This is a genomic window from Massilia terrae (assembly GCF_024753145.1).
GTDB lineage: Bacteria > Pseudomonadota > Gammaproteobacteria > Burkholderiales > Burkholderiaceae_D > Telluria > Telluria terrae.
This window is the reverse complement of the sequence record NZ_JANUGU010000001.1, coordinates 416,011-428,310: the sequence shown is the minus strand read 5'-3', so window position 1 is coordinate 428,310 and position 12,300 is coordinate 416,011. Positions and strand designations below refer to the sequence as shown.

Below are 12,300 nucleotides of genomic sequence, written 5' to 3'. Positions count from 1 at the left end.
GCGGCGACGCTGATCCAAAGCGGCTGGTACAGTCAGCCGGCAACACCTGGGAGAATTCATGGCTGGATCCAGCACCGCTTCCACCGCCAGCAGTTTCGCGCCGCTGCGCCAGCAGGCGTTCGCCGTGCTGTGGGGCGCCGCCGTGCTCGGCAACATCGGCATCTTCATGCGCGACGTCGCCAGCGCCTGGCTGGTGACCGACCTGTCGGCCAGCCCGGCCGCAGTGGCCCTGGTCCAGACCGCGGCCTCGCTGCCGATCTTCCTGCTGGCGATTCCCGCCGGCGTGCTGTCGGACATTCTCGACCGCCGGCGCTTCCTCGTGTTCGTGCAGCTGAGCTGGCGGCAGTGAGCGCCATCCTCCTGCTGCTGTCGGCCACCCATGCCCTGACCGTCGACTACCTGATCGCCCTGACCTTCGTCGGCGGCGTCGGCGCCGCGCTGACGGGGCCGACCTGGCAGGCCATCGTGCCGGAACTGGTGCCGCGCGAGGATCTCAAGGGCGCGGTGGCGCTCAATTCCCTGGGCATCAATATTTCGCGCGCCATCGGCCCGGCCGCAGGCGGCGTCATCCTCGCCAGCTTCGGCGCCGCCGTCAGCTATGGCATCAATGTGCTGACCTACGCCGTCGTGATCGCCGCCGTACTGTGGTGGAAGCGGCCGGCCACGCCCGATACCGGACTGTCGGAGAGCTTCCTCGGTGCCTTCCGCGCCGGGCTGCGCTATACCCGGGCCAGCACCGACATGCACCGGGTACTGCTGCGCGCCGCCGTGTTCTTCCTGTTCGCGAGCGCGCTCTGGTCCCTGTTGCCGCTGGTGGCGCGCAAGATGCTCGGCGGGACCGCGGGCTTCTATGGCGTGCTGCTGGGCGCCGTCGGCGTCGGCGCGGTGGCCGGGGCGCTGGCGATGCCGCGCCTGCGCCAACGGATGAACGCGGATGGCCTGGTGCTGCTGGCCTCCCTGCTCAGCGCCGCCGTCATGGCCGCGCTTGTTTTTACGCCCTCCAAATTGCTGGCGGTGGCCTTGCTGCTGGTGCTGGGCATCGGCTGGATCATGGCGCTGACCACTTTCAACAGCGTGGCCCAGTCCATCCTGCCGAACTGGGTGCGCGGGCGCGGCCTGGCGGTCTACCTCACCGTATTCAATGGCGCGATGGCCGCCGGCAGCTTCGGCTGGGGCCTGGTCGCCAAGCAGATCGGCGTGCCCGACACGCTGGCGGCGAGCGCCCTCGGCCTGGCCGTCGTCGCCCTGCTCTTCCACCGCGCGCGCCTGCCCGCCGGCGAAGCCGACCTGCAAGCCTCGCGCCACTGGCCCGAGCCCCAGCTCGCGGAGCCGGTCGCGCATGACCGCGGCCCGGTGATGGTGCAGGTCGAGTATTGCGTCCGGCAGGAAGACCGCGCGGCCTTCCTGGAAGCGATCAAGCGCCTGTCGCTGGAACGCCTGCGCGACGGCGCCTACACCTGGGGCGTGGTCGAGGACAGCAGCGATCCCGAGCGCCTGCTGGAATGGTTCATGGTCGAATCGTGGGCCGAGCATCTGCGCCAGCACCAGCGCGTCTCGCTGGCGGACGCCGACGTGCAGGAGCAGGTGGCGCGCTTTCACCGCGGGCCGGGCAAGCCGGTGGTCAGGCATTTTCTCTCACTGTAGGATTCCTACATCTTCATTTCGCTGTATAAATGTCTGTATACCAATCCACGCAACACAGAAAAACAGCAGATGACCACCTTCCATTCCCCGCGCCGCCGCTCCTTGCTCAAGGCCGGCGCGGCGCTCACCGCCAGCGGTTTGCCGATGTTTTCCTTTGCCCAGAACTCCGATCCTTGGGCCCGCGCCCAGCAGATCATCGACGGCTTCGCCAAGCCGCTGGCGTTCCCAAAGCGCGACTTTGTCATTACAGAATTCGGCGCCAAGCCCTGCGAACTGCACAAGGTGAAGGGCTTCGTGACCATCGAAGAAAAAGGTGAAGTCGATACGCCGGTGCCCGGCTCACACGACAGCTATCCGGCGATCCGCGCCGCCATCGCCGCCGCCAGCAAGGCCGGCGGCGGGCGCGTCGTCATCCCGGCCGGAAACTGGTACTGCAAGGGCCCGATCGTGCTGCTGTCGAACGTGCACGTGCACCTGGCGGCCGGCGCGCAGGTGCTGTTCAGCGCCAACCCCAAGGATTTCGCCCGCGACGGCGATGTCGACTGCGGCCCCAACGGCAAGCTGGTGCTGGCGCGCTGGCAGGGCAACGACTGCCTGAACTTCTGCCCGATGGTGTACGCCCGCGGCCAGAAGAACATCGCCATCACCGGCGAGGACTGGACCAGTGTGCTCAACGGCCAGGCCGGCGTGCCCTTCGAAGACGGCAGCGGCGGCTGCTGGTGGGGCATGAATCCGAAAGGCGCCCAGCCTGGCGCCATGCACCAGGGCGTGACCAACCCGGCCAATCCGGAATCGCTGGCCGCGCTGGCGCCGAACCTGGACGCTGCCGCCCTCGCCCGCATCCAGGGCAACCAGGCGAACTGGCGCAGCGACGAGAAGTTCCTGCCCGCGCTGTCCGAAGCCGGCGTGCCGGTGCAGAAGCGCGCTTTCGGCCTCGGCCATTACCTGCGCCCGTCGATGATTTCCTTCGTCGACTGCGAAGACGCGTTGATGCAGGGCTACCAGGTGATCAGCACGCCGTGCTGGATCCACCACCCGATCAATTCGCGCCGCGTCCATTGCAACAAGGTGCGCATGGAAAGCGTCGGCCCCAACACGGACGGCTTCGACCCTGAATCCTGCGATACCCTGCTGCTGGAAGGCTGCCTGTTCAACACCGGCGACGACTGCATCGCAATCAAGGCCGGCAAGAACAAGGACACGCAATACGGTCCAACCCGCAACGTCGTGATCCAGAACTGCATCATGAACAGCGGCCACGGCGCCGTGACCCTGGGCAGCGAAATGTCGGCCGGCATCGAGCACGTGTACGCCCAGCACCTCGAAGTGCGCAACGCCCACTGGGCCACCGATCCCGTCAATACGGCGATCCGCCTGAAGACGAACATGAACCGCGGCGGTTTCCTGCGCCACTTCTACGTGCGCGACTTGAAGCTGCCCAACGGCGTGCGCCTCAAGCCCGGCTTCTACAAGCCCCTGCCGGGCGGCCCGGTGCCGGCCAACACGGCCTCCACCGGCGGCGGCGCCGTCATCACCTTCGACTGCGACTACAGCCCCGCATTCGACCTGGTGCGCAGCCGGCCACCGGAGGTGTCGAACATCCATATTTCCGACGTCAAGGTCAGCGACGTCAAGACCAGCAAGGGCAGCTACTCCTGCTACCAAGCATTCGTTGTCGTCGGACCCGTGGCCACAAGCTACAACGGTCCGGCGGGCGCCAAGGTCCTCCCCGTCACCGATGTGACGATCACCGACTGCGATTTCGGCACGCCGGTCAATGGCGAGGCGCCATGGTTCATCCACAACGCGAGCGACATCACGCTGTGCAATGTGAAGATCGGCGGCAAGCTGCATAACGAGAAGCTGACCGGCTGAGAAACCACTGGCGGCCTGCTTGCCGCCGCCCCGCGTGCGAACGCATCCGGGGCGCGCCGCTCACGCCGGCCGCCGCATAATCGCGGGATCATCGCATCCCATCCAGCACAACCATACGCCGCCCGCGCAGGCCGCGCGGCGGCTTTCCTATCGCCACCAATGGCCGGAGGACCCATGAGCACCGAAAGCAACCTGAACGAAGCAAAAGACACCCAGCTGCGCGCCGACGCGCTGGAATACCACCGCAGCCCCGTGCGCGGCAAGATCGAAGTGGTCGCCACCAAGCCCCTGTCGAACCAGCGCGACCTGTCGCTGGCCTATTCGCCGGGCGTGGCCTACGCCTGCGAGGAAATCGCCGCCGATCCCGCCACCGCCGCCGAATACACTTCGCGCGGCAACCTGGTCGCGGTGATCAGCAACGGCACCGCCGTGCTGGGCCTGGGCAATATCGGTCCGCTGGCATCGAAGCCGGTGATGGAGGGCAAGGGCTGCCTGTTCAAGAAATTCGCCGGCGTCGACGTGTTCGACCTCGAACTGGCCGAGAACGATCCGGACAAGCTGGTCGAGGCCATCGCGATGCTGGAACCGACGGTGGGCGGCATCAACCTCGAAGACATCAAGGCGCCCGAGTGCTTCTACATCGAGAAGCAGCTGCGCGAGCGCATGAACATCCCCGTCTTCCACGACGACCAGCACGGCACCGCCATCATTTCCAGCGCCGCGCTGATCAACGCGCTCAAGGTGGTGGGCAAGGACATCGGCCAGGTGAAGCTGGTCGCCTCCGGCGCCGGTGCGGCGGCCATCGCCTGCCTCGACATGATGGTGAGCCTGGGCGTCAACCAGAAGAACGTCTACGTCGCCGATTCGAAGGGCGTGATCTGGCAGGGCCGCGACGCCAAGATGGAAGCCAACAAGGCCCGCTACGCGCAGCAGACCGATGCCCGCACCCTGGCCGACATCGTCAAGGGCGCCGACGTCTTCCTCGGCTGCTCCACCGCAGGCGTGCTGACCGGTCCGATGGTGCAGACCATGGCCGAGCGTCCGGTGATCCTGGCGCTGGCCAACCCGGAACCGGAAATCCGCCCGGAAGTGGCGAAGGCCGCGCGCCCGGACTGCATCGTCGCCACCGGCCGTTCGGACTATCCGAACCAGGTCAACAACGTGCTGTGCTTCCCCTACATCTTCCGCGGCGCCCTCGATTGCGGCGCGACCCGCATCACCGAGGAGATGAAACTGGCCTGCGTGAGTGCGATCGCCGCGCTGGCCGAAGCGGAAGCCAACGACGCCGTGGCCGCGGCCTACGCCGGCCAGGACCTGAGCTTCGGCCCCGACTACATCATCCCGAAACCGTTCGACCCGCGCCTGATGGCCACGATCGCGCCGGCGGTGGCGCAAGCGGCGGCCGACTCCGGTGTCGCCACGCGCCCGATCGCCGACATGGCCGCCTACCGCGACAAGCTGGGCGAAATGGTCTACCACACCGGCTTTTTCATGAAGCCCGTGTTCGCCAAGGCCAAGGCCAATCCCAAGCGCGTGGCCTACACCGACGGCAGCAACCAGCGTGTGCTGCGCGCAGTGCAGACCGTGGTCGACGAAGGCATCGCCAAGCCGGTGCTGATCGGCCACGCGGCGGAAATCGAGGCCGCGATCCGCCAGTCCGGCCTGCGCCTGAAGCGCGGCACCGACTACACCCTGGTCGAGGCGGAGCTGGACACCACCCTGCAGGGCACGCGCATGCTCAACGCGGGCGAAGTGGACACCCTCATCTGCGGCATGACCGGCAGTTACGACGACCACCTGGAGCACGTGAAGAAGGAAATCGGCATGGCGCCCGGCGCCGGCGCGCTGGCCGCGATGAACGCGCTGGTGCTGGACAAGATGACCCTGTTCATCACCGACACCTACGTCAACGACACGCCGAGCGCCGAGGAGCTGGCGGCGATCACCAGGCTGGCCGCGACCGAGATCCGCCACTTCGGCCTGGAGCCGAAGGCGGCGCTGCTATCGCATTCGATCTTCGGTTCGTCCAGCCGGCCGTCGGCCCAGCGCATGCGCGCGGCGCACGCCCTGCTCCAGCAAACGGCGCCGGAGCTGCAGGTGATCGGTGAAATCCAGGGCGATGCCGCGCTGTCGGAGGACATCCGCGCCATCTACCAGCACAACGGCGGCTTCGGCGGCAACGCCAACCTGCTGGTGATGCCCTCGCTGGACGCGGCCAACATCACCTTCAACGTGCTCAAGGTCTCGTCGGGCAAGGGCGTGACGGTCGGCCCGATCCTGCTGGGCGCGGCGAAATCGGTGCACATCCTGAGCCCGAGCGCGACGGTGCGGCGCATCGTCAACATGACGGCGCTGGCGGTGGCCGAAGCGCGATGACATGCATGACGGGCCCCGCGCGGGCCCGTTTTGCTCACCGTTTTGACAACCCGGCGCCGCCGGGTTGAGGCATCATTCAAGCTCGACCCACTCCAACCTGACCGCAGAGGACTCCTTTGAGCCGCCGATTCATATTGCCAATTGCCGCCGCCGCGCTGGCCCTAGCCGCCAATGCCGCCTTTGCGGATGGCCCCTACCGGAACCCCGACAACAAGAACCCGCGCGACGTCGGCGAGGGCACTTACCCGATCCCGTACAAGATGCCGACGGTGGCCGAAATCACCGACTCGCTGATGCGCGTGCGCGATTACCTCGACCAGGCCACGCCGACCCGCGTGATCAGCTCGAAGACCGGCCAGCCCATCGCCAACCTCGAAAAACCGGTGGCGGACGCCGTCGTCTCGCCGGCCAAGGGCGACTTCAGCTTCACTTCCTACGAAATGGGCGTGGTGCACGCGGGCCTGATCAAGGCGCGACAAATCACCGGCGATGCGCGCTTCACCGCGATGACCGAGCGTCACTTCGACTTCATCGGCCGCATGCGTCCCTACTTCAAGGCCCAGCAGGCGCAGTTCGGTCTCGAAAAAGCCAACAGCTTCTCGCGCCTGCTGGCGCCGGCCTCGCTGGACGATTCCGGCTCGATGTGCGCGGCCATGATCCGCGCCCGCTTCGCGAAGATCGGCCCGGACCTCTCGCCGGTCATCACCACCTGCAGCGACTGGGTCGCCAACAAGCAGGTGCGCCTGCAGGACGGCACGCTGGCGCGCAACCGCCCGGCCGCGTGGTCGCTGTGGGCCGACGACATGTACATGGGGATCCCGGCGCTGGCCGAGACCGGACACCTGACGGGCGAGCGCAAGTACTTCGACGACGCCGTCAACAACGTCCTGAACTTCACCAAGTACCTGTACAACGACAAGCTCGGCATCTACACCCACGGCTGGAACGCCAACAACCCGGACGCGCCGCGCTTCTACTGGGCGCGCGCCAATGGCTGGGCGGTGCTGTCGATGTCGGACCTGCTGGACGTGCTGCCGAAGGACCATCCCGGCTATCCGCTGGTGCTGGCGCAGCTGCGCAAGACGCTGAAAGGCATCGCCGAACTGCAGTCCGGCGCCGGGCTGTGGCACCAGATGCTGGACCGTTCGGACTCCTACCTGGAGACCTCGGCCAGCGCGATCTATGTGTACGTGTTCGCGCACGCGATCAATGAAGGCTGGATCAGCCCGACGACCTATGGTTCAATCGCGCAGGCCGGTTGGCAGGGCCTGACCACCCGCATCAACGCGCGCGGCCAGGTGGAAGGCACTTGCGTGGGCACCACGTTTGCGTCCGACCAGGCCTACTACTACGCCCGCCCGACCAGCGCCGACGCGCTGCACGGCTACGGACCGACCCTGCTGGCCGGCGCCGAGATGATCCGCCTGCTGACCAACCCCCACGTCAAGGTCCAGTACAAACTGCGCACCTACCACTACATGCCGGCGGACCAGCTGCCGAACTACGGCGAGCATCAATAAGCTCCATGAGGCCGTCGTTCCCGCGTGCGCGGGAACGACGATCAAGGTGAGCGCCAGGCGCTCACTCCATCCCCATCTTCAACCCCTCGATCGCATGCGCCTGCACGATCGGCGTCAGGCTGTCGACCACCCGGCAGGTGATATGGCGCCGCTGCTCTTCCGGTAGGCTGTCGTAATACGCGCGGGTCAGCTGCAAATCGTGCTTGTCCGCGTTGGTGCCGTCCGGCGCATCCACGCCCAGCACGAATACCGGCCGCGACTTGTCCGAATGGTTGGCCGTACCACGATGAATCGTCAGCGCCGAACGTGTCGAAATATCGCCCATCTGCGGATACTTGCGCTGGGCGCGCGCGGCGTAGCGCGGCCATAACTCGCGCGCCGGGAACATCGGGTCGCCGCCCTCCAGCGTATCCCACTGCGTGCCGGTAGCGATCTCGAACGGGCCGATGTCCTCGGTCACATCCACCGTCGTGATATTGAAGGCAAGCGAATCGAGCCGGCGCCCGACGAGCGTGGCGGGCGGCGCGGGGAAGTCCCGGTGCCAGGGCTGATTCATCGCGCCCGGCCCCGGCACATCAAAGCCTGCCTCGACAATCTTGTAGTCCGGTCCCAGCACCGCCCTGCACACCGCGACCACCCAGGGATGCGAAATAATGTCGAGGAAGCCGCGCAACCGTTCGGGATGAATCTCGACATAGTAGCGATTCGGCCCACGCGCCAGCGCCCCGCCCGGCTGGCGCCGCGCCTCATCGAACAGCACATCGATATCCTCGCGCAGCTGCGCAACAAAGCCGCGCGTGAAAGCGCCCTTCAGGCCAATGATGCCGTCGCCATACAGCCCGCCCATGATCGCCGCGGTGTCGTACTGTTCAATTTGCGGATTGGCAGTATCCATGGGAACACTCCTTCTGCGAAAAAGCGGTCCCCATACTAGCGATAAACATGTCCGAACGTCGCCGCGTATCGCGCTACGTTCGCGCCCACACGGACTGGCATTGGGATCTGCTCGAAACTGGGGCGCATGAAATTCAAAGACGATCACCGCCAGCAACATCAACGCCGGTCCGACCGCGCAACCGCCGAGCGCGTGGACCTTGCCGCGCTGACAGCACGCGCCTTCGACCTGCACGCGGCCACCAATTACCTCAGGCTGAGCGGAGTGCAGGCCCACCTCATCGAAAGCTTCGCTGCGCGCTGTCCGCAGGGATTGCGGGCCGCCCAGCCGGAGCGCGTCGACGAACGCAGGCGCAGTTTAGCGCCTGGAAACAGCACCCCAAATTGAGCCCAGCCAGCGTTGCCGGAGACGAACAACGGACAAAAATCCGCGACCGACGGACGCATTAATCACGCCAATGACCGTTTTTTACAGCGGCGTGGACGACGGCTTGTTTTTGCGCTAGCGTGCCTTGTTGCAAAAATTGCCCAGCTCCAAATGCTCCGACGAATTCCGTTTCTCATCGCTCTCCTCTTCCAATTCGGCCCCGGCACGTTTGCCCAGGCGGCGGAAACCGTAAAGCTGGAGGCCTCGGCGCTGCGCCCCAACCTGCAGGGCAATATCGACCGTCCGCTGCGCTACCGGCCCGAGGGCGCGGACTTCGTGATCGAGAACGGCGCCGAGTTCTTCAACCGGCCGCTCTACGGTGGCAACACGGCCTTCCGCGTCGACGCCGGAGACAAGCCGGAGTTCTCGCTCTATCTGCCGGGGCGAGGCGGCAACCTGCGGCTCGGCCTGCGCACACCGGCCGGCGTCACCTGGCTGCATGCGGCGCGCACGGTGGTGACGCGCTATCGTCCGGGCGAAATGCATTACGAGATCGCCGACCCGCTGCTGGGGCCACAGGGACGGATCGAAGTCGCCGCCATTGCGCTCGCCGCCACCGAAGGCCTGGAGCTGGAGGTGCGCGGCACGCAACTGCCGCCCGCGACCGAACTGGTGTTCGCTTTCGGCCCGGGCAATGGAGAACGCGGCAAGCGCGGCGGCGACATCGGCACCGAACGGGTGCCCATCGGCGAGTACTTCCAGTTCACGCCGGACTTCGCACGCGATACGCGCATCGAGCTAGTCGACCACGGATTCCTCGCGGCGGGCAAGCACGCGACCATCAGCGCGACCGCGGATGCGCCGGTGGCGTGGCAGCGCGCCGACGCCGACCGCTGGAATGAGCTGGCTGCGCTTTTGGCTGCTGATGAGAGCAGCCGCACGAACGTGGTCGTGGGGCGGCTGCCGCTATCAGACCGGCCGGTGCATCTCGCGCTGCAAGTGATGGCGCGCGGCCAGGCAGGCGAGCTGGCCGTCTATCGCGAAGCCGGCGCGCAAACCAGCGCGGTCCCCGCGAAGCTGCTGCCGCGCTTCGCACCATCCGAACTCGCCCAGCGCTACGCCGAAGCACGCGATCATTTCGAGCAGCTGCGCCAGCGCGTGCGCATCGACACGCCCGATCCCTGGCTGAACGCGGCAATGGGCGCGCTCAACGTCGCCGCCGATGCGGTATGGGACGACGACCAGGGCGCGATCATGCACGGCGCGGTCGCCTGGCGCACCAAGCTGCTCGGCTGGCGCGGCCCGTACGCGCTCGACGCGCTCGGCTGGCACGACCGCGCGCGCCGCAACTTCGACGCCTGGACCGGGCGCCAGAATACTTCCGCAATCCCGGCCCGGGCTCCGTCCGCCGACGCCAAGTCCAACCTGGCCCGCAACGAGGCGGGGCTGCATTCGAACGGGGACCTGAGCAATTCGCACTACGACATGAACCTCGTGTTCATCGACGCCTTGCTGCGCCACCTGCTATGGACCGGCGACAAGGCGTATGCGATGGCGGTCTGGCCGGTGCTGGAGCGTCACCTGGCATGGGAACGGCGCCTGTTCCGGCGCGAGTTTGGGCCAGGCCGCTTGCCGCTGTACGACGCCTACGCGGCGATCTGGGCCAGCGACGACCTGTACTACAACGGCGGCGGCGTCGCCCACACCTCGGCCTACAACGCCTGGCAGAACGAGATGGCGGCGCGGATCGCACGCATGATCGGCAAGGATCCCGCGCCCTACCAGGCCGAGGCCGACGCGATCCGGCGCGGCATGCACGAGCAGCTGTGGATGCCGCAAACCGGCGCCTTCGCCGAATACCGCGACCTGCTCGGCAAGCAGTCGCTGCACCCGAGCTACGCGTTGTGGACCTTCTACCAGACCATCGATTCCGGCGTCCCGACGGCATTCGAGGCTGCGCGCATGGCGTCCGACCTGGACCGGCACCTGCGCCCGATCCCGGTGCGCGGCCCCGGCGTGCCCGCCGACAGGCCCTATCATGTCCTGCCATCGAGCGACTGGATGCCCTACTCCTGGTCGATCAACAACGTGGTCATGGACGAGAACCTGCACACGGCCCTGGCCTACTGGAAGGCCGGACGCGCGGAGACCGCATACGACCTGGCCAAGGGTGCGCTGCTGGCCAGCCTCTACATGGGCATCAGCCCGGGCAATATCGGCACGATGAACTACCTGGACGTGTACCGGCGCGAGGCCCAGCGCGATTTCGCGGACGGTTCGGGCGTGATGGCCCGCGCGCTGGTCGAAGGCTTGTTCGGCGTGCGTCCGGATGCGCTGGCGGGCGTGCTGGCAATCCGGCCTGGCCTGCCGCCCGACTGGGATCATGCGAGCCTCTCCCACCCGGACCTGAACATCGCGTACCGGCGCGACGGCATGCGCGAGCGCTGGACCGTCGCCCAGCAAAGCGCGCGCTTCACGCGGCTGGTGCTGGACCTGCCGGCACGCCAGGCGCAGGTCGACAGCGTGCTGGTCGATGGCAAACCGGTGAAGTGGAAGGCCGACGACGATGCGGTCGGCGCACCGCGCCTGCATCTCGACCTGCCGTTCGCGCGGCAGGCCGACATCGAGATCACGTGGCGTGGCGCGGCGATCGGAGCGAATGCTTCATCGGTCGAAAGCGCGGCCGGGCATCCGGGGTTCCGCATGGTCCACCAAGGCGACTTTCGCTGGTGGGAGCTTGCGCCACAGGAGCCGGTTCAGGCTTCCTGCAAGCTCGAAGGCCCGGACTGGACCAAAGGTGCGCCGATCGGCTCGCGCCAGGTCGACCTGCAGCCCTGGTTCAACGACCGCGTGAGCGCGATCTTCAAGCAGGGCAAATACCTGTCGCCGCGCCCGCCCAAGGTGACGCTGTCCCTGCCCAGCCAGGGCATCGGCGCATGGGCGGGCCACGTCGACGAACTGCCTTCCATCGACGATGCCGGCCTGCGCGCGCTGGGCGGCACGCTGTCGCTGCCGAATGGCCTGAGCTTCGCGACGCCATCCGGAAGCTGGGCGCAGAACGTCGTCTTCACCTCGCAGTGGGACAACTACCCGCGCGAAGTCACGCTGCCGCTCAGCGGACAAGCCGGCCGCGCCTTCCTGCTGATGGCCGGTTCGACCAACTTCATGCAGAGCCGCTTCGACAATGGCGAGGTGATGGTGACTTATACCGATGGCAGCCAGTCGCGACTCGCGTTGCGCAATCCGGACAACTGGTGGCCGATCGAGCAGGACTACTTCGTCGATGACTTCCAGTTCCCGTTGTGCGGCAAGCTGCCGGTGCGCGTCGACCTGAAGACTGCCCGGGTGCATGTGCCGGATCCGGCCACGTTCAAGGGCGCCGGACGTGGCCACATCGACGGCGGCGCGGCCAGCGTGCTGGAGCTGCCACTGGATTCGTCACGCACGCTCAAGAGCCTGACCGTGCGCGCGCTGGCCAACGACGTGGTGATCGGGCTGATGGGCGTGACCCTGGACTAATCTGCGGGAACGACGGACTGTGAATATTTTTTTGGCCGAAATGTCGAATTAGCCTCCCCCCGTTCGTCTACCGGTAGACGCCAGCAAACTGGTATCGTTTACCGG

At 66.8% G+C, this 12,300-nt stretch carries 6 protein-coding genes and 1 pseudogene; 6 read left to right on the top strand and 1 reads right to left on the bottom strand.

Going from position 1 to position 12,300, the window contains the following annotated elements:
• Window positions 1–58: 58 nt before the first annotated feature.
• From NX778_RS02025 to NX778_RS02010, 4 genes and pseudogenes are all read left to right on the top strand, one after another.
• Window positions 59–1,644: pseudogene (locus NX778_RS02025) on the top strand (MFS transporter).
• A 69-nt stretch (window positions 1,645–1,713) separates the two neighbouring features.
• Window positions 1,714–3,519: a glycoside hydrolase family 28 protein gene (locus NX778_RS02020; protein ID WP_258810011.1), complete on the top strand. Its 1,806-nt coding sequence runs from the start codon at window positions 1,714–1,716 to the stop codon at window positions 3,517–3,519.
• A gap of 174 nt (window positions 3,520–3,693) precedes the next feature.
• On the top strand, window positions 3,694–5,895 hold the full coding sequence (locus NX778_RS02015) for an NADP-dependent malic enzyme (protein WP_258810010.1): 2,202 nt from the start codon (window positions 3,694–3,696) through the stop codon (window positions 5,893–5,895).
• A gap of 134 nt (window positions 5,896–6,029) precedes the next feature.
• Window positions 6,030–7,415, top strand: coding sequence for a glycoside hydrolase family 88/105 protein (locus NX778_RS02010; RefSeq protein WP_258810009.1), 1,386 nt, complete (start codon window positions 6,030–6,032; stop codon window positions 7,413–7,415).
• Window positions 7,416–7,476: 61 nt separating this feature from the next.
• On the opposite strand, the gene NX778_RS02005 is transcribed toward NX778_RS02010, so the two are convergent.
• Window positions 7,477–8,310, bottom strand: coding sequence for a phytanoyl-CoA dioxygenase family protein (locus tag NX778_RS02005; RefSeq protein WP_258810008.1), 834 nt, complete (start codon window positions 8,308–8,310; stop codon window positions 7,477–7,479).
• Between the two features lie 126 nt (window positions 8,311–8,436).
• Between NX778_RS02005 and NX778_RS02000 the strand changes: the two genes are divergently transcribed.
• Both NX778_RS02000 and NX778_RS01995 read left to right on the top strand, forming a co-directional pair.
• Complete coding sequence (locus tag NX778_RS02000; protein ID WP_258810007.1) at window positions 8,437–8,697, top strand: hypothetical protein; 261 nt, start codon at window positions 8,437–8,439, stop codon at window positions 8,695–8,697.
• Between the two features lie 150 nt (window positions 8,698–8,847).
• Window positions 8,848–12,195: a DUF4450 domain-containing protein gene (locus tag NX778_RS01995; RefSeq protein ID WP_258810006.1), complete on the top strand. Its 3,348-nt coding sequence runs from the start codon at window positions 8,848–8,850 to the stop codon at window positions 12,193–12,195.
• Window positions 12,196–12,300: the final 105 nt, after the last annotated feature.

Coding starts and splice junctions, on each gene's coding strand:
- NX778_RS02005 (WP_258810008.1), bottom strand. CDS start 8,310: ATGGATACTGCCAATCCGCAAATTGAACAGTACGACACCGCGGCGATC.
- NX778_RS02000 (WP_258810007.1), top strand. CDS start 8,437: ATGAAATTCAAAGACGATCACCGCCAGCAACATCAACGCCGGTCCGAC.
- NX778_RS02020 (WP_258810011.1), top strand. CDS start 1,714: ATGACCACCTTCCATTCCCCGCGCCGCCGCTCCTTGCTCAAGGCCGGC.
- NX778_RS02015 (WP_258810010.1), top strand. CDS start 3,694: ATGAGCACCGAAAGCAACCTGAACGAAGCAAAAGACACCCAGCTGCGC.
- NX778_RS01995 (WP_258810006.1), top strand. CDS start 8,848: ATGCTCCGACGAATTCCGTTTCTCATCGCTCTCCTCTTCCAATTCGGC.